This window comes from Sphingomonas floccifaciens (assembly GCF_042681125.1).
Taxonomy (GTDB): domain Bacteria; phylum Pseudomonadota; class Alphaproteobacteria; order Sphingomonadales; family Sphingomonadaceae; genus Sphingomonas; species Sphingomonas floccifaciens.
In genome coordinates, this window is sequence record NZ_JBHUFC010000006.1 from 105273 (window position 1) to 121220 (window position 15948).

A 15948-nucleotide genomic window follows, 5' to 3' on the forward strand; every position below is an offset into this window, starting at 1 on the left:
AGGGGAGGTGGCAGCGCAAAGCGCTGACGGAGGGGTGTCGCGCCCTCGATAACCGGACACCCCTCCGTCCGGCTTCGCCGGCCACCTCCCCTTCCAGGGGAGGATAGCTGGTGGCCACCGACCTCGCCTCGCCCCGCGACCTGTCGCTGACGTGGTCGGCGCGCGTGTCGCTCACGCCGCGCATCCTGGCGGTGAACATCATCGCGCTGGCCATGCTGGCCGGCGGGTTCTTCTATCTCGACAGCTTTCGCAGCCGCATCCTCGACAGCCGCATCGCTCAGGCGAGCCGGGAGGCGCGGCTGATTGCCGATGCGATGGCGGCAGTGCCGGCAGAGGAGCGGGGGGCGCTGATCATGGGCTATGCCCGCGACACGGGCGCTCGGCTGCGGCTCTATGCGCCGACCGGTCGACTGATCGACGACACGCGCGCCCGCGGATCGCGCAATGCGATGATGCGCGATCCCGACAAGGATGGTTGGCGCCAGGACGTCGCGCGCTTTCTCGACGGCGCGATCGACACGGTCGTCGGCGCGACCCGCGCGCCACTGTTCCGCGAACGCCGTCAGGGGCTCGACTGGCCCGATGTGGTCGCCGCGCTTGACCCCAGCGTCGCCCGGGCCAGCGTCTGGCGCGCCCCCGATCGCACGCCCGTCATCACCGCGGCGGCGAGCTACGGCGACGGCATCGTTTTCACAACCGCCAACGCGCGCGATATCACCACGACGGTCCGCATCGAGCGATTCCGGCTGTTCGTCGTGCTGGCGATCGTATCGCTGCTCTCGATCCTGCTGTCGCTGTTCCTGGCCCGAACGATCGTCCGTCCGCTGCGACGCCTCGCCCGCGCCGCGGTGCGCGTCCGACTGGGGCGTGCACGCGAAGTCGTCGTCCCCCGCCTGCCCGACCGCCGCGACGAGATCGGCCTGCTCGCTCGCGCGCTGTCGGACATGAGCGGCGCGCTGAGGGCTCGGATCGACGCGACCGAAGCCTTTGCCGCGGACGTGACGCACGAGTTGAAGAATCCGCTCGCCTCTATGCGTTCGGCGGTCGATGGGCTCGCGAGGGTCAAGGACCCGGCGCTGCAGGAACAGTTGCTCGCGATCGTCCGCGACGATGTCCACCGGCTCGACCGGCTCATCACTGACATTTCAGACGCCTCACGCCTTGATGCGCAGCTCAGCCGGGCGAAGTTCGAGACGGTCGATATCGATGCGATGCTCGGCGCGCTGGTCGACGGCCGCAACACTCGCGGCCTCCCGCGCGGAATCCGTCTCGCCTTCACGGCCGATCCTGCCGGCAGCCCGGACGTCTATGGCGAGGCCGCACGCCTCGTGCGTGTGTTCGAAAACCTGATCGACAACGCGATTTCCTTCTCGCCCGATGCCGACGCGGTGACTCTATCGACGCGGCGGATCGACGACGCGCTGGAAGTTCGGGTCGAGGATGGAGGCCCCGGCGTGCCCGACGCGGAGCGCGAATCGATCTTCCGCCGCTTTCATTCGGTACGGCCCGATGGCGAGGCGTTCGGCCGGCACTCGGGCCTGGGCCTCGCGATTGCCCGGACGATCGTCGACGGGCATGGGGGAACGATCATGGTCGAATCGCGCGAGGATGGGATGAGCGGAGCCGCCTTCGTCGTCACGCTGCCGGCGGCGGGCAGCGACTGATGCCGACCGGGCTGTCGAGCGAGACCATCCACGCCAGTTGCGTCGCGATCGATGGTCGGGGCGTGCTGATCGAGGGCCGATCGGGTGCCGGCAAATCGGACCTGACGCTTCGCCTGATCGATCGCGGCGCGGCGCTGGTCAGCGATGATTATACGACGTTGCGGCAGGAAAGCGGCGCCCTGATCGCGCGCGCCCCCGACGCTCTGGCAGGGAAGATCGAGGTCCGCGGGATCGGCATCCTCGACCTGCCGCATGTAAGCGACATTCCCGTCGCCCTGCTGGTCGCGATCGCCGACCAGCCCCCGCGCATGCCGGAGCGCGGGCAGCGTCGCCGGGTCGCAGGGGTGGACCTGCCTGCGGTCGCGCTGGCCGCGCTCGAACCCTCCGCCTCGATCAAGGTCGAACTGGCATTGGCCAATTTGGAGGTCGTCGGATGACAAAGCCGACCCAGATCCTGCTCGTCACCGGGATGTCGGGCGCGGGCAAGAGCACGGTCCTGCGCACGCTGGAGGATATCGGCTGGGAAACGGTCGACAATCTTCCACTGTCGCTGCTCGCTCCATTGTTGAGGACCGACGCTCCGGCGGGCATTCGCGAAGACAGCCGTCCGCTGGCCATCTGTATCGGCACGCGCACCCGCGGGTTCGACGCGGTGCAGGTCATCGATCGCCTCCAGACATTGGCCGATTCGGTGCCGACGGGGACGCTGCTCCTCGATTGCGCCGGGGCGGAGCTCGAACGACGCTATTCGGAAACCCGGCGGCGGCATCCGCTGGCGCTGGACCGACCGGCGAGCGACGGCATCGCGCGCGAGCGGGAGATTCTGGCCCCCTTACGCGACTGGGCAAACCGGGTCATCGACACGACGGATCTCACATCCAACGACCTCGCCCAGCAGATTCGCGCGACCTTTTCCGGCGAAGAGCTTGGACGGCCAACTCTGTCGATCATGTCGTTCGGTTTCGCCCGCGGCCTGCCGCGCAACGCCGATCTGGTCTTCGACATGCGATTCCTGCGCAACCCGCATTGGGTAGCGGAGCTGCGGCCTGGTACCGGGCTCGACCCGGACGTCGCCGCCTATGTCGCGGGCGACCCGGCCTATGCCGAGTCGGTCGAGGCGATCGAACGCTTGCTGCTCCTGCTGCTCCCGCGCTACCGGGCGGAGGGAAAGTCGTACGTTACCGTCGCCATCGGCTGTACCGGGGGGAGACACCGGTCGGTCCACGTAGCCGATCGCATCGCGCGGCGGTTGCAAGCAGCCGGATTTTCGCCCACGGTGACCCATCGCGACCTCGGCACGGCGCCGCAGGACTCGCTTGAAGGTGCGCCGAAGGCGAAGTTGATCTCTTGATGACCCCACAATCGAAGCCTGACGCCATGATCGGCCTGGTACTCGTCACGCATGGCCGCCTGGCGGAGGAATTCGTCGTCGCGATGGAGCATGTCGTCGGCAAGCAGGAGCGGATCGCGACGATCTGCATCGGCCCCGAAGACGATATGGAAGGCCGCCGTGCCGACATCGCCACCGCGATCGCCGATGTCGATCTGGGCGCCGGCGTCATCGTCCTGACCGACCTGTTCGGCGGCACGCCCTCCAACCTCGCCATCTCGCTGATGCGGCCTGGCAAGGTCGAGGTGATCGCGGGCATCAACCTGCCGATGCTGATCCGCCTGGGCGGCGCGCGCAAGGCGATGAAGGTCGCAGATGCGGTCAGCGCCGCGCGCGACGCCGGTCGCAAATATATCTCCGTCGCTTCGGAAGTCCTGGGAGAAGCCGCTGCATGAGCGAAAAGGCCGAACGCACCGTCCTGATCGCCAACCGCCGCGGGCTCCACGCGCGGGCGAGCGCCAAGTTCGTTACCTTGGCTTCGTCGCAGCCATGCGAACTGGTCGTGCGCAAGGACGGGTCGAGCGTCACCGGCACGTCGATCATGGGCCTCATGATGCTCGGTGCGGCGATGGGCGACCATATCGTGATCTCCGCCGAGGGCGAACATGCCGAAGCCGCGGTCAGTGCGATGTGTGAATTGGTCGAGGCGAAGTTCGGAGAGGACTAAATCCCTCTCCCATCGGGAGAGGGAGGGAGCCGGCACAGCCGGCGGAAGGGTGAGGGCAGCATCGTGCACGGCCTCGCCCTCACCCTTTCCACCACCTGACGGCGGCGGGCCCCTTCCCTCTCCCGCTGGGAGAGGGATAAGAGAGCGCGATGATCAAGCACGTTACCGCCTTCTCCAACCCCATCGTCAAGGCGACCCAGCGCCTGCGCGACAAGAAGCACCGTCGCGACGCTGGCCTGTTTCTGGCCGAGGGCCTGCGCATCCTGACCGAAGCGCGCGAGGCGGGGCATTTGCCCGAGACGCTGTTCTTCACCCGCACCACTGCCGACCACCATCTCGTCGGTGCGCTGGTGGATGCGGTCGAGGCTGCGGGCAGCGACGCGATCGAGACGACCGCCGATATCCTCGCGAAACTTTCCGGCAAGGACAATCCCGGTTCAGTCATAGGTGTTTACGCCGAGTTCCTGACGCCTCTTGCGAAGATGGACCGCACATCGGCAGAAATTTGGCTGGTTGCCGAGCGACTTCGCGATCCGGGCAATCTCGGCACGATCCTCCGCACGGCGGACGCGGTCGGCGCCGGCGGGCTGATCCTCATCGACGATTGTGTCGACCCATTTTCGGTCGAAGCGGTGCGCGCGAGCATGGGGGCGCTGTTTACCGTGCCGGTCGTCAAGGCGCGCTGGGAAGAATTTCTCCCGTGGTTGCGTTCGGGTCCGGGCCAGCTCGTCGGGCTCAGCCTCGATACCGACAGCGACTATCGCGCTGCCACCTACAGCGCGCCGACGTTCCTGCTGACCGGTAACGAAGCGCAGGGCATGCCCGACCACATGGCGGCGGAATGCGACCTGCTGGTCAAGATCCCGATGCTCGGCAAGGCCGACAGCCTGAACGCCGCCGTCGCGACCGCCGTTATGGCGTATGAGGTGCTCGCCCAGACGCGCGGATGAATATGAGCGCCACCTGTTGTTCAGAGGACGGGTGGCAGTCTCCTCCCGAGAAAGGAGATCACCCATGAAAGGGCTGTTGCATGCCCCCATCCTGCTACTGACCCTGCCGGCCGCTGCCCAATCGGATCGTGCGCCCTATCGGGCGCTCGGCACCGAGCCGTTCTGGTCGCTGACGATCGACGGCCGCTCGATCCGCTACGAACCCGCCAGCGGCCGACCGATCGGCGTGACCAAGCCGCGGCCGATCGTCAGCATCAACGGCGAACTCTACCGCACGTCGCGGATGACCGTCGATATCACCCACACCCGCTGTTCGGACGGGATGAGCGACCGGACCTACGCCGACACCGTCCGCGTACTGATCGGACGGCAAGAATTGAGCGGCTGTGGCGGCAAGATCATCAGCGACGGCGAAGCGAACGCGCTGACCGGCACATGGTGGATCGACGCGCTGAACGGGCGCCCCGTCCGCCTTGCACGGCCAGCAACCCTGACCTTCGCGGCCGACCGCCTGTCGGGGAATATCTGCAACGGCTTCGGCGGCGCATACCGGTTCCAGCGCGGCACGCTGACGACGCGGGACATCATCGGCACGCAGATGGCGTGCATGGATGGCCGAACACAGGTCGAGACGGCGCTGTTCGCCACGTTGCGCAAGCCGCTGAAGGTCTCGAGCGGCCACGCGGGCGCATTGGTTCTGTCCGACGGTCGGTCGAGCGTGACGCTCCGGCGGATGCCCTGACACTTCACCGTTCGTGCTGAGCTTGTCGAAGCACCGTTCTTTGAGCCGCGAGCGATGGGCGGGCGTATCGAAGTACGGTGCTTCGACAAGCTCATCACGAACGGAAAGCGGCTATTCCGCCGCTTCCTTCTCAGTCGCCCCGACTTCCGCCGTCGGCTGCAAATCGGCGATCGGCAGCATCGCGACATCGACCGCCGTCTGCCGCGCGAGCGAATCGACGGTATCAACACCCTCAATCTCCTTCGCCCCCGTCCCCACGCTCAGGTCGCGGAAGCGGCGGGCGGAGACGAGGACCCGGCCCTCGAAGCTCGCGACGAACTTGTTGTAATTGTCGACCGCTGAATTGAGCCCGCCGCCGACCCGTTTCAGATGCGTCGCCGCGGTCGCCAGTCGCTCGTGCAGCTCCTTGCCCAGCGCGTCGACGGCGCGGGCGTCGTCGATCAGTTTTTCCTGACGCCAGATGTTGGCGATCGTCTTGGCAATGGCGACCAGGTTGGTCGGGGTCGCCAGCAGAACGCGGCGCTCGATCGCCCATTCCCACAGCCGAGGATCCTGCTCCAGCGCGGCGAACAGGAAATGCTCGCCGGGAATGTACATCACGACATAGTCGGCCGCGTCGCCGAACTTGTCCCAATAGCTTTTGGAGCCGAGCTGCTGCGCATGATTCCGAACCGAGGCGGCATGCGCGTTCATCGCCCGCGTCCGCGTCTCGTCGTCGATCGCATCGCTCGCATCGAGGAAGGCATTCAGCGAGCATTTCGCGTCGATCACCAGCTTCCGCCCACCCGGCAGACGGACGATGACATCGGGCCGCAGCACGCCGTCGTCGGTGCCGACGACCACTTCCTGCTGGAAATCGGCAAATGGCGAAAGGCCGGCCTGCTCCAGCACGTTGCGCAGCGACTGCTCGCCCCAGCGCCCGCGTGCCTTGGGACTGGTGCGCAGCGCATTGACCAGCTTGGCCGTCTCGTCCCGAACCTGCCCCTGGCCGGCCCGGACCTGCTCGACCGCCTCACGGAGCCCCGCATAGCTGTCGACCCGCTCCTTCTCGACCCGGTGCAGCCCCTCTTCGTAGCGCTTGAGCGTCGTCTCGACCGGTGCCAGCAGGGCCTTGATCTTCGCCTCGTTCGCCTCGCCAGCCTGCCCGAAGCGGGCATCGGCGCGCTTCAGGAAGTTCTCCTGCGCGGTGTCGAGCACCTTCGCCCCAAGCTCGCGGAACTGAGCGGCCATCGCCTCGCGGTCGGCCTTGAACTCGGCGAACCGCGATTCGAACGCGGCGGCCTTGGTCCGCAACTCGACGCATTCGAGCCGCGCGCGATCGCGTTCCTCGGTGGTGACTTCCAGCGCCTCGCGCAGCTCGGGCATGTCGCGCACCCGTTCGGAGGCGACCGCGAGTTCGGAGATGGCCCGCTTGAACTCTGCTTCGCGCGCGTCGCGCTCGGCGCGGACGGTCGCCACGCCGCGGCTGCCGAGCAGCGAGCCGACGCCGACGCCGATCAGGAGCGCCAGGACGATCAGGAGGAAGGCGGTGGAATCCATGAAAATGCTCGACGCTGGCGGGAACAGATATCGAACCTATCCCGCGAGCGGACGGGGGACAAGCGGTGTGCGGTGAGGCGTTACGAGCCCCTCCCGGCCGTCATCCCCGCGCAGGCGGGGATCAATTCTGGCTGGCGTCGCGGAAACAACCGCATCCTCTCCATCAATTGATCCCCGCCTTCGCGAGGATGACGGTTGAGAGGATGCGAGCGACGCCGCCGAGGGTTCAGCCGATCCGCCGCGCCTTGTTCAGCTTCTTCACGATCATGTCCCGCTTCAGCCGCGAGATGTGATCGATTAACAGCACGCCGTTCAGATGGTCGATCTCATGCTGCATGCAGGTCGCGAGCAGGCCGTCCATATCGGCCTCCTGCTGCGCTCCGTCACGGTCCAGCCACTTCACGCGGCAGCGGGCGGGACGCTCGACCTCGGCATATTGCTCCGGGATCGACAGGCAGCCCTCGTTGTACTTGGACATTTCCTCACTGACCGAGAGGATCTCCGGGTTCACGAACGCCTTGGGATTGCGGACGGGCTTGCCCTCCTCGTCCTCGCCTTCCTGCAGGTCGATCACGACGACGCGCTTCTCGACACCCACCTGCGTCGCGGCGAGGCCGATGCCGTGCGCGTCGTACATCGTGTCGAACATATCGTCGATCAACGTACGGACGGCGTCGTCCACCTGGGCGACGGGTTCGGCAACGGCGCGAAGTCTCGCGTCGGGGATTTCGAGAATGGTCATCACGGTCATGCCGTGCGGCTAATCCGGTCGGGGGCGGTGCGTCAAGCGACGGGACGCCGCGCCCGCAGCGCCTGCGCCAGGGTGCCGTCGTCGAGATAGTCGAGCTCACCGCCCACCGGCAGGCCATGGGCGAGCTGCGTCACGCGAACCGGAAAGCGTTCGATCCGCTCGGCGACATAATGCGCGGTGGTCTGCCCCTCCAGCGTCGCGTTCATCGCCAGCACGACCTCGTCGATCCCGCCCGCCTCGATCCGGCGGACCAGACCATCGATCGCGAGATCCTCGGGCCGCACGCCCTCCAGCGCCGACAGCCGCCCGCCGAGCACATGGAACTTGCCGGGAAACAGCCGTGACCGGTCGAGCGCCCAAAGGTCCGCCACCTCCTCCACCACGCACAGCGACCGCAGGTCGCGGCGCGGATCGGCGCAGATTGCGCACGGGTTCGACGTGTCGACATTCCCACACACGCCACACGTTTCCAGCCGTTCGTTGACGGCCGCCAGCGCGGACAGCAGCGGCGCCAGCGTCGTCTCGCGCCGCTTCAACAGGTGCAGCACCGCCCGCCGCGCCGATCGCGGCCCGAGGCCGGGGAGCCGCGCCAGCGCGTTGGTAAGAGCTTCGATCTCGGGTGATGCCATGACGCAGGAACAGATAGGGGGTTGCGCCGACGCACGCCAGCGTGGAAGCGCATCGCCCATGCGGATCGTCTTCATGGGAACCCCCGACTTCGCGGTGCCGACGCTCGACGCGCTCGTCGCCGCCGGACACGATGTCGTCGCGGCCTATAGCCAGCCCCCACGTCCGGGCGGGCGGCGCGGCAAGGCGGCGGTGGCCTCGCCGGTTCATCAACGGGCGGAGGCACTGGGCATTTCCGTCCTCACCCCCGTCAGCCTGCGCGATGTTCAGGCTCAGGCGGATTTTGCTGCCCATGCCGCCGATGTCGCGGTCGTGGCGGCCTACGGCCTGATCCTGCCGCGCGCCGTGCTGGACGCGCCACGTCATGGCTGCCTCAACGTCCACGGCTCGCTCCTCCCCCGCTGGCGTGGGGCTGCTCCCATCCAGCGCGCGATTCTGGCCGGCGATGCGGAAACCGGGGTCGGGATCATGCAGATGGAAGCGGGCCTCGATACCGGCCCTGTCCGCGCGGAGGGTCGCACTCCGATCGACGGCAAGACGGCGGGCGATCTCACCGCCGAACTCGCGGTGATGGGCGCGCGTCTGATGGTGGAGGTGCTCGCTAATCTCGACGCCCATCCGGCGGTAGCGCAACCCGACGACGGCGTGACCTATGCCGCCAAGATCGACAAGGCCGAAACGCGGCTTAGCTTCACCGGCACCGCGGCCGACGTCGAGCGACAGGTCCGCGCGTTCAATCCTCCCGGCGCCTGGTTCGAACATGGCGGGGAACGGGTTCGGGTGCTCCAGGCCGTCATTTGCCCCCGAACCGACACGCAGCCGCAGCAAGCTCCGGGCACGGTGCTCGACGATGACCTGACCATCGCCTGCGCGGACGGCGCCATCCGCCCCACCAGCGTTCAGCGCGCCGGGCGGGGCGTCATGACGACGGCCGAACTCCTCCGCGGCTTTCCCATCTCGCCCGGCACCCGGCTGTGACGCGCTTCGCCCTCACCATCGAATATGACGGCCGCCCGTTCATGGGCTGGCAGCGGCAGGATCACGGCCCGAGCGTTCAGCAGGCAGTCGAAGAAGCGGTTACGCGCATCACCGGCGAGACAGCGCTGGTCTATGCCTCCGGCCGGACCGACGCCGGGGTCCATGCCCGCGCGATGCCTGCCCATGTCGAGCTCGCCCGCGAGATCACCCCGTTTCGCCTGATGGAGGCGCTCAACGCCCATCTTCGCCCCCAGCCGGTCGCGGTCATCGGCGCGCGGGTCGTGCCGGACGACTGGCACGCCCGCTTCTCCTGCCTTGGCCGGCATTACGAATATCGCATCGTCAACCGCCGCGCGCCGCTGACCTGGGACAAGGGGCTCGCATGGCAGTTCGCGCGTCCACTAGACGCGGACGCAATGGCCGCCGGTGCCGCGCGGTTGGTTGGGCGGCATGATTTCACCACTTTTCGGTCCGCCCATTGCCAGGCGGATAGTCCCGTTCGCACACTCGACCGGCTCGATGTCGATCGGATCGGAGACATCGTCACGATCCGCGCGTCGGCGCGATCGTTTCTGCACCATCAGGTCCGCTCGATGGTCGGGTGTCTTTCGCTGGTCGGAGAGGGGCGCTGGTCGCCCGAGGACATGACAGATGCGTTGGAGGCGCGCGACCGCGCCGCGCTCGGCCTCAACGCGCCGCCCGACGGGCTTTTCTTCCTTAGCGCAGACTATCCGGGCGACTGAAGGCTGCGGCCAGCTCGACATGCGTCGACCAGGTGAACTGGCCGACCGGCTGCACCCAGTCGAGTCGATAGCCACCCTCACACAGCAGCTTCGCATCCCGCGCAAAGCTGCTGGGATTGCAGGAAACATAGACGATCCGCGATGTCTTCGCGTTCGCCAATTGCTGCGCCTGCTCCCGCGCCCCCGCGCGCGGCGGATCGATCACGATCGCGTCGAACCGGTCGAGTTCGGCCGCCGTCAGCGGCCGGCGGAACAGGTCGCGGTGTTCGGCGAAGACCGGCCGCCCCGCCCGTGCCGCAGCCGCCTTCAGCGCGAGGATCGGCTCGCGGGCCGCCTCGCCCGCATAGATCTTGCCCGGTAGCGCGAGCGCGAAGGTGCCCAAGCCCGCAAAAAGGTCGGCGATCAAGCGCGCGTCGCCGACGCCTTCGCGCACTGCGGCTACCAGCGCCGCCTCGCCGTCCGCCGTCGCCTGGAGGAAGCTGCCGGCCGGAAAGGGCACCGCGACACCGCCGAGCGTGATCGTCACCGGCTCCGGCTCCCACCGCGCTTCCGCGCCGAAGCCGTCGTCGACCGAAAGCCGCGCCAAACCGTGCCGCTCGGCAAAGCGCGTGATGCCCTCGACGGCCGGCAAGCCATCGGCCAGCTTGCCACCGATCAGCACGTCGACACCCTGATCGACACGCGCGAGATGGACATCGACCCGGCCCCGTTCGGTCAAGACCGCCGCGAGCAGCCCCCGAAGCGGCGCGAGCATTGCGAACAATTCGGGCAACAGGACATGACATTCCGCCAGGTCGATCAGCCGATGGCTACTGCCTTCCGTGAACCCAAGCAGGACCTGACGTCCGCGACGTTCGGCATGAAGGGTTGCCCGGCGGCGACTGCGCGGTGGGGAAAGGATCGGCGCACGGACCGGCGCAGACAGCCCCTGGCCCGCGATCACACCCGCCACGCGATCATGGACGAAGGCAGAATAGCTTTCATCGTCAAGCTGTTGCAGCTGACATCCGCCACAGGATGGGAAGTGACGGCACGGCGGGTCGCGGTGATGCGGCCCGCGGGTCAGGACGCCCGACTCCGACAACAGATCGCCCGGTGCCGCCAACGGGACATGGCGACCATCCTCGGTCACGCCGTCCCCACGCGCGGCGATGCGGACGATGGGGCTCAGCGTGTCGGGCATGCATTCACTTCCTGCGTGATTCGGTCGGGCAGCGCATCGACCGCAAACACGGCGTCCATATGGTTAGCGGCGCGCGCATGGAGCCAGACGCCGGCGGCGACCGGGTCGCTTCCTCCATCGCCTGCTGCCATCCGCGCACCAATGATTCCGGCCAACAGGTCACCGCTCCCGGCGGTGGACAGGCCGGGATTGGTCCCCGTCGATACGATCAGCCGGCCATCCGGATAGGCGATGACCGTATCCGGCCCCTTGTGGACGATCGTCGCACCGCTGGCCTGTGCAGCGGCTCGCGTGGCGGTCAGCTTGTCGCCAGCGCTATCGAACATCCGCGCGAACTCTCCGGCATGCGGGGTCAGGCAGACGCGCCGCCGGTCGGCCCCGATCCTCTCGGCAACGCTCCGACCGAGCAGAGTCAGCGCATCGCCGTCGATGACCAGATCATGTGGTGACGCCAGCGCGATGTCGAGCAGCGTATGCGCGTCCTCGTCCCGCCCCAGCCCCGGGCCGATGACGACGGCACCGATGCGATCGTCGTCAAGCACCGCCTCAAGGTCGGTTGCTCGCGTGATCGTCCGGCGAACGAGCGCATGGGGGGCGCCTTCGGCCGGCGCGGTCCCGACAAGTTGAACATAGCCCGCGCCTGCCGCCAGGGCCGCTCGCCCGGCGAGCCAACCCGCCCCCGGCATGGCGCCCGACACCACCGCGATCATGCCGCGGCTGAACTTATTGACGTCATACCGCCATTTCGGAAGAACCGGAGCGGCGATCGTCAGCACGTCGGTCGGGACCGGCACCGCTATGTCGGCCAGCAGGATATGCCCGCACGCCGCCCCGCCCTCGCCCAGGACATGCGCGGGCTTCAACGCGCCGAGAGCGATCGTCACATCGGCACGGCCCGAACCATCGCCGGTATCGGCGTGGCGCCCGCTTGGAAGATCGATCGCGATCCGCAGGGCGGCGGCCGCCATGATTGCCGAGAGCTTCGCCGCAATGCCGTCGTCGAAGGGCCGTGGGATCCCGATTCCCAGCAAGGCGTCGACCACGACAGGGTGCGGTTGCGCGGCGATCAGATCGCAGACCGGCCCGTCCCATTGCGCTGCCATCCGCGCGGCGGCGCCTGCCTTCGGCTGACCGAATCGCGCGACCGACACCGGCACGCTTCGCGCTGCGAGCAGTCGCGCGACGACATAGCCATCGCCGCCGTTGTTCCCCGGCCCGGCCAGAACCAGGACAGGCCGCCCGCCCGCCAGGCGCGACACCTGTTCGGCAACCGCCGCCCCGGCCCGCTCCATCAGCGTATCCTGCGACATGCCGGTGGCGAACAGCGCTTCTTCTGCCGCCCGCATCTGTGCGGCGTTGACGATCGGGGCGCCCTCGGGAACCCGCCGGATCATGGGAGGATGGGCGCTGCTACAGCGCGAGATGCAGGGTGCGGCCGATCAGCGGCGATCCACTGACGCGGACCATCCGCTGATCGGACAAGACGTGAAAGATCAGCGACAAAACCCGTTCTAAATATCCGCAAAGACATGGGTTTCTGACTTCGCTCCGGGGTGGGTCACTGCGCCCGCCCACGCCGGGCCGACGTTCTGGGCATAGCGCCACAAGGCCCCGGATTGATAGTCGTTCGTACGCGGCTTCCAGGCCGCGCGACGTTCGGCAAGCACCGCTTCATCGACCAGCAGATCAATCGTCCCGGCTTCGGCATCGATGCGTATGGTATCGCCGTCTTGGACCAGCGCGATCGGCCCGCCCTCCGCCGCTTCGGGGCCGACATGGCCGATGCAGAAGCCGCGCGTGGCGCCGGAGAAGCGGCCATCGGTGATGAGCGCGACCTTCTCGCCCAACCCCTGGCCGTAGAGCGCCGCGGTGGTCGACAGCATCTCGCGCATGCCAGGACCGCCCTTCGGCCCTTCATAGCGGATCACCACGACCGACCCTTCGGCGATGTCGCGCGCCTCGACCGCAGCAAAGGTATCTTCCTCGCAATCGAACACGCGCGCCGGCCCTTCGAACTGCAACCGATGCATACCGGCGACCTTCACGATTGCCCCGTCCGGCGCCAACGAACCGCGCAAACCGACGACGCCGCCGGTGGGCGTGATCGGCGACTTCGCATCATAGATGACCTTCTGGTCCGGGTTCCACGTCACCTGATCGATGTTCTCGGCCAGCGTCTTGCCCGTGACGGTCAGACAGTCGCCGTGCAGCAACCCTTCGCCGAGCATCGTCTTCATGAGCATATAGACGCCGCCGGCTTCGTACATATCCTTGGCGACATACTTCCCACCGGGCTTCAGATCAGCCAGGTAAGGCGTTGATTTGAATATAGCAGCGACGTCGTGAAGCGAGAAATCGATCCCCGCTTCATGCGCCATCGCAGGCAAGTGGAGCCCGCCGTTGGTCGACCCACCGGTTGCCGCGACGATACGCGCAGCGTTCTCGAACGCCTCGCGCGTGCAGATGTCGCGCGGGCGGAGATTGGCGGCGATCAACTCCATCACCTGCGCGCCCGCGGCGACAGCGATCTGCTCGCGCGACGTGTAAGGTGCCGGCACCATGTTGCTGTTCGGCAAGGACAATCCGATCGCCTCGCCGACGCACGCCATCGTATTGGCGGTGTACTGGCCACCGCAGGCGCCGTGACCCGGGCAGGCAACCTTCTCCAGCGCGTGGACTTCCTCGATCGGACAGGCCTTGGCGGCGTAGCGCCCGACGACCTCGAACACGTCGACGACCGTCACGTCGCGGTTCTCGAACCGGCCGGGCAGGATCGACCCGCCGTAGACGAAGATCGACGGCACGTTCAGCCGCAGCATCGCCATCATCATGCCCGGCAGCGACTTGTCGCACCCTGCAAAGCCGACGAGCGCGTCATAGCAGTGGCCGCGCACGCTGAGCTCGATCGAATCGGCGATGACTTCACGGCTGACCAGCGAAGACTTCATGCCCTGATGGCCCATCGCGATCCCATCGGTCACGGTGATGGTGTTGAAGCGCCGCGGCATGCCGCCGCCCGCCTCCACACCCTTGCGCGCTGCGTCGGCCTGAGCGTCGAGCGTCGTATTGCAGGGCGCGCTGTCGTTGCCAGCCGAGGCGAGCGCAACGAACGGACGCGCGATCTCCTCCTCGGTCAGGCCCATCGCATAATAATAGCTACGGTGAGGGGCACGCTCGGGGCCGACGGAGACGTGACGGCTGGGCAGGCGGGATTTGTCGAAACGCTGGGTCATGCGGCAAGCCTATGTCGCGGATGAGCCCCTTTGCGCAAGACTGTTGCGTACATGGAAGATCGTTTCGCTGACGATGCGTGCCCAATCTTCAACACCGGCGGCGGCGGCGATCAGGTCGTTGCGCACTTCAATGCTGAACGAGGGGATCCCTCGCGCCTCCGCATGCCGGTTGAGTGTCAGGTTTAGCATGCGACCGCTGTAAGGCTCGTTGTCGCCGACGATCAGCGACGGGCGCGCCACCAGCGATTCGATCGCGGGCTGCGCGGCCCGGCGATCGCGGTTGGACAGGATGCCGACGTGCCAGGGCCGAAGTGGCGCGGTGCTGCTTTCGAGTCGAGGCGTGAAGCTATGGATCGCGACGATCAGTGCCGGCCTGAACCGCGTTACCGCCTCTCGGATCGCGCGGTGATATGGCGTGTAGAAGCGCGCGATCCGGGCGAAACGGTCGGCACCGACATTGCCGGGGATCGGGTGCCCATCGCTCTCGGGCGGGATCAGGCCGTGATGATCCGGCTCGCGATGCAGGTCAATGACGAGCCGCGATACGGCGCCCAGAACGGCAGGTGCGTCTAGCGCGTCCGCCAGTGCGAGCGTCAGCGCACCTGCGCCGATATCGACGCCGATATGCCGGTCGAGCAGATCGGGCGCGATGCCCAGGTCGATGTCCCGGGGCACATGACTGCTGGCGTGATCGCACAGCAACAGAACCGGCGCATGGCCGGCGATGATCCGCGGCGTCATCGCGCGCGCGCCCGGAATGCAGCGAGCCGATCGGCGAAGTCGGTTCCGCCGAACGCAGCATCGAAACCGGCGTCACCGTCCGCCGGCCCATGGATCGTGCGCTTGAGCAGCCGAACCGCACTGGCGGCATTGCCGGCGATCGTCCCGGCGATTTGAATGGCGACTTGCCCGGCCGCGGCCGCGCGCATGTCGGCCAGCCCGATCCGCACCGCCTCGTCCGTCGCGATCGGCGCAGCGGTGAAAAGCATGCGGCTGGCCTGTCCGCGGCCGACCCGCCCCACTAGCCGTGCGACGTCCGCTTCAGGATAGCCGATGCCGAACTTAGCCGGCGTGACCGCAAAGCTCGCGCGGTCGCCGGCGATCACGATGTCGGCCGCAAGCACCAGGGCGACCGCTGCGCCATGACAACCACCATCGACCGCGGCGACGACCGGCATCGGCAGCGACGACAGTCCTTCCACCGCCCGCGCCATCCGCTTCCGAAAGACCGGCCGTTGAGCGGGATCGTCGTGCAGCGCACTGAGCATCGTCAGATCGGCACCGGCGGAAAAAACTCCATCGACGCCGGACGCGAGGATGACGACGTCGGCATCGCTCTGCGCCGCTCGCTGGATCTCTTCCGCCAAGGCATCCCAGCCGGCGGCATCGATCGCGTTGCGAGCTTCGGGACGGTCGAAGGCGATACGCAGCACCGGCCCGTCGCGGTGGGATCGGATCATTCGCGGCCCCAGGGGCGGGGC

The 15948-nt window shown here is 67.5% G+C and carries 17 protein-coding genes; 9 read left to right on the forward strand and 8 right to left on the reverse strand.

The features are described from left to right. Positions 1 to 110 precede the first annotated feature (110 nt). The 7 genes from ACFSC3_RS14040 (at position 111) to ACFSC3_RS14070 (ending at position 5413) form a co-directional block, all read left to right on the forward strand. The gene (locus ACFSC3_RS14040) at positions 111 to 1664 is read left to right on the forward strand and encodes a sensor histidine kinase (RefSeq protein ID WP_380941063.1); all 1554 of its coding nucleotides are present in this window, start codon (positions 111 to 113) and stop codon (positions 1662 to 1664) included. Next, positions 1664 to 2101 (forward strand): HPr kinase/phosphorylase, encoded by a 438-nt coding sequence (locus tag ACFSC3_RS14045; protein ID WP_380941064.1) that lies wholly within the window; start codon positions 1664 to 1666, stop codon positions 2099 to 2101. Before ACFSC3_RS14040 ends, ACFSC3_RS14045 begins: the two co-directional genes overlap by 1 nt. After that, the gene (gene rapZ, locus ACFSC3_RS14050; RefSeq protein WP_380941065.1) at positions 2098 to 3015 is read left to right on the forward strand and encodes an RNase adapter RapZ; all 918 of its coding nucleotides are present in this window, start codon (positions 2098 to 2100) and stop codon (positions 3013 to 3015) included. Before ACFSC3_RS14045 ends, rapZ begins: the two co-directional genes overlap by 4 nt. Positions 3016 to 3041: 26 nt before the next feature. Beyond that, positions 3042 to 3449, forward strand: coding sequence for a PTS sugar transporter subunit IIA (locus ACFSC3_RS14055; protein ID WP_380941066.1), 408 nt, complete (start codon positions 3042 to 3044; stop codon positions 3447 to 3449). After that, positions 3446 to 3721 carry an HPr family phosphocarrier protein gene (locus tag ACFSC3_RS14060; protein ID WP_294301984.1) on the forward strand — a complete coding sequence of 92 codons (276 nt, stop codon included), beginning with the start codon at positions 3446 to 3448 and terminating at the stop codon, positions 3719 to 3721. Before ACFSC3_RS14055 ends, ACFSC3_RS14060 begins: the two co-directional genes overlap by 4 nt. Positions 3722 to 3870: 149 nt before the next feature. Beyond that, on the forward strand, positions 3871 to 4671 hold the full coding sequence (locus ACFSC3_RS14065) for a TrmH family RNA methyltransferase (protein WP_380941067.1): 801 nt from the start codon (positions 3871 to 3873) through the stop codon (positions 4669 to 4671). A 64-nt stretch (positions 4672 to 4735) separates the two neighbouring features. Beyond that, positions 4736 to 5413 (forward strand): META domain-containing protein, encoded by a 678-nt coding sequence (locus ACFSC3_RS14070; protein ID WP_380941068.1) that lies wholly within the window; start codon positions 4736 to 4738, stop codon positions 5411 to 5413. 111 nt (positions 5414 to 5524) lie between these two features. Here the strand turns inward: ACFSC3_RS14070 and ACFSC3_RS14075 are convergent, their stop codons facing one another. The 3 genes from ACFSC3_RS14075 to recR form a co-directional block, all read right to left on the reverse strand. Beyond that, positions 5525 to 6952: a DNA recombination protein RmuC gene (locus ACFSC3_RS14075; protein WP_380941069.1), complete on the reverse strand. Its 1428-nt coding sequence runs from the start codon at positions 6950 to 6952 to the stop codon at positions 5525 to 5527. Positions 6953 to 7178: 226 nt separating this feature from the next. Next, positions 7179 to 7703 (reverse strand): peptide deformylase, encoded by a 525-nt coding sequence (gene def / locus ACFSC3_RS14080; protein ID WP_380941070.1) that lies wholly within the window; start codon positions 7701 to 7703, stop codon positions 7179 to 7181. A 32-nt stretch (positions 7704 to 7735) separates the two neighbouring features. Continuing rightward, positions 7736 to 8332 (reverse strand): recombination mediator RecR, encoded by a 597-nt coding sequence (gene recR, locus ACFSC3_RS14085; protein ID WP_380941071.1) that lies wholly within the window; start codon positions 8330 to 8332, stop codon positions 7736 to 7738. A 58-nt stretch (positions 8333 to 8390) separates the two neighbouring features. Between recR and fmt the strand changes: the two genes are divergently transcribed. Both fmt and truA read left to right on the forward strand, forming a co-directional pair. Next, complete coding sequence (gene fmt, locus ACFSC3_RS14090) at positions 8391 to 9308, forward strand: methionyl-tRNA formyltransferase (protein WP_380941072.1); 918 nt, start codon at positions 8391 to 8393, stop codon at positions 9306 to 9308. Then, positions 9305 to 10051 (forward strand): tRNA pseudouridine(38-40) synthase TruA, encoded by a 747-nt coding sequence (gene truA / locus ACFSC3_RS14095; RefSeq protein WP_380941073.1) that lies wholly within the window; start codon positions 9305 to 9307, stop codon positions 10049 to 10051. The genes fmt and truA overlap by 4 nt, the downstream gene beginning before the upstream one ends. Here the strand turns inward: truA and ACFSC3_RS14100 are convergent. The 5 genes from ACFSC3_RS14100 to ACFSC3_RS14120 form a co-directional block, all read right to left on the reverse strand. Further along, a complete protein-coding gene (locus ACFSC3_RS14100; RefSeq protein WP_380941074.1) occupies positions 10026 to 11234 on the reverse strand; it encodes a class I SAM-dependent RNA methyltransferase in 1209 nt (402 codons plus the stop codon). The genes truA and ACFSC3_RS14100 overlap by 26 nt on opposite strands. Further along, the gene (locus ACFSC3_RS14105; protein ID WP_380941075.1) at positions 11219 to 12628 is read right to left on the reverse strand and encodes an NAD(P)H-hydrate dehydratase; all 1410 of its coding nucleotides are present in this window, start codon (positions 12626 to 12628) and stop codon (positions 11219 to 11221) included. The genes ACFSC3_RS14100 and ACFSC3_RS14105 overlap by 16 nt, the downstream gene beginning before the upstream one ends. Positions 12629 to 12745: 117 nt before the next feature. Further along, positions 12746 to 14467 carry a dihydroxy-acid dehydratase gene (gene ilvD, locus ACFSC3_RS14110; protein WP_380941076.1) on the reverse strand — a complete coding sequence of 574 codons (1722 nt, stop codon included), beginning with the start codon at positions 14465 to 14467 and terminating at the stop codon, positions 12746 to 12748. 9 nt (positions 14468 to 14476) lie between these two features. Next, entirely contained in the window at positions 14477 to 15208 is a 732-nt protein-coding gene (locus ACFSC3_RS14115) for an N-formylglutamate amidohydrolase (protein WP_380941077.1), read from the reverse strand. Continuing rightward, positions 15205 to 15927 carry an enoyl-CoA hydratase/isomerase family protein gene (locus ACFSC3_RS14120; RefSeq protein WP_380941078.1) on the reverse strand — a complete coding sequence of 241 codons (723 nt, stop codon included), beginning with the start codon at positions 15925 to 15927 and terminating at the stop codon, positions 15205 to 15207. The genes ACFSC3_RS14115 and ACFSC3_RS14120 overlap by 4 nt, the downstream gene beginning before the upstream one ends. Positions 15928 to 15948 lie beyond the last annotated feature (21 nt).

Bases quoted from the DNA above. Each gene is read 5' to 3' on its own strand.
- ACFSC3_RS14045 (WP_380941064.1), top strand. From the start codon at position 1,664: ATGCCGACCGGGCTGTCGAGCGAGACCATCCACGCCAGTTGCGTCGCG.
- rapZ (WP_380941065.1), top strand. From the start codon at position 2,098: ATGACAAAGCCGACCCAGATCCTGCTCGTCACCGGGATGTCGGGCGCG.
- ACFSC3_RS14055 (WP_380941066.1), top strand. From the start codon at position 3,042: ATGATCGGCCTGGTACTCGTCACGCATGGCCGCCTGGCGGAGGAATTC.
- ACFSC3_RS14060 (WP_294301984.1), top strand. From the start codon at position 3,446: ATGAGCGAAAAGGCCGAACGCACCGTCCTGATCGCCAACCGCCGCGGG.
- ACFSC3_RS14065 (WP_380941067.1), top strand. From the start codon at position 3,871: ATGATCAAGCACGTTACCGCCTTCTCCAACCCCATCGTCAAGGCGACC.
- ACFSC3_RS14070 (WP_380941068.1), top strand. From the start codon at position 4,736: ATGAAAGGGCTGTTGCATGCCCCCATCCTGCTACTGACCCTGCCGGCC.
- ACFSC3_RS14075 (WP_380941069.1), bottom strand. From the start codon at position 6,952: ATGGATTCCACCGCCTTCCTCCTGATCGTCCTGGCGCTCCTGATCGGC.
- def (WP_380941070.1), bottom strand. From the start codon at position 7,703: ATGACCGTGATGACCATTCTCGAAATCCCCGACGCGAGACTTCGCGCC.
- recR (WP_380941071.1), bottom strand. From the start codon at position 8,332: ATGGCATCACCCGAGATCGAAGCTCTTACCAACGCGCTGGCGCGGCTC.
- fmt (WP_380941072.1), top strand. From the start codon at position 8,391: ATGCGGATCGTCTTCATGGGAACCCCCGACTTCGCGGTGCCGACGCTC.
- ACFSC3_RS14100 (WP_380941074.1), bottom strand. From the start codon at position 11,234: ATGCCCGACACGCTGAGCCCCATCGTCCGCATCGCCGCGCGTGGGGAC.
- ACFSC3_RS14105 (WP_380941075.1), bottom strand. From the start codon at position 12,628: ATGATCCGGCGGGTTCCCGAGGGCGCCCCGATCGTCAACGCCGCACAG.
- ilvD (WP_380941076.1), bottom strand. From the start codon at position 14,467: ATGACCCAGCGTTTCGACAAATCCCGCCTGCCCAGCCGTCACGTCTCC.
- ACFSC3_RS14115 (WP_380941077.1), bottom strand. From the start codon at position 15,208: ATGACGCCGCGGATCATCGCCGGCCATGCGCCGGTTCTGTTGCTGTGC.
- ACFSC3_RS14120 (WP_380941078.1), bottom strand. From the start codon at position 15,927: ATGATCCGATCCCACCGCGACGGGCCGGTGCTGCGTATCGCCTTCGAC.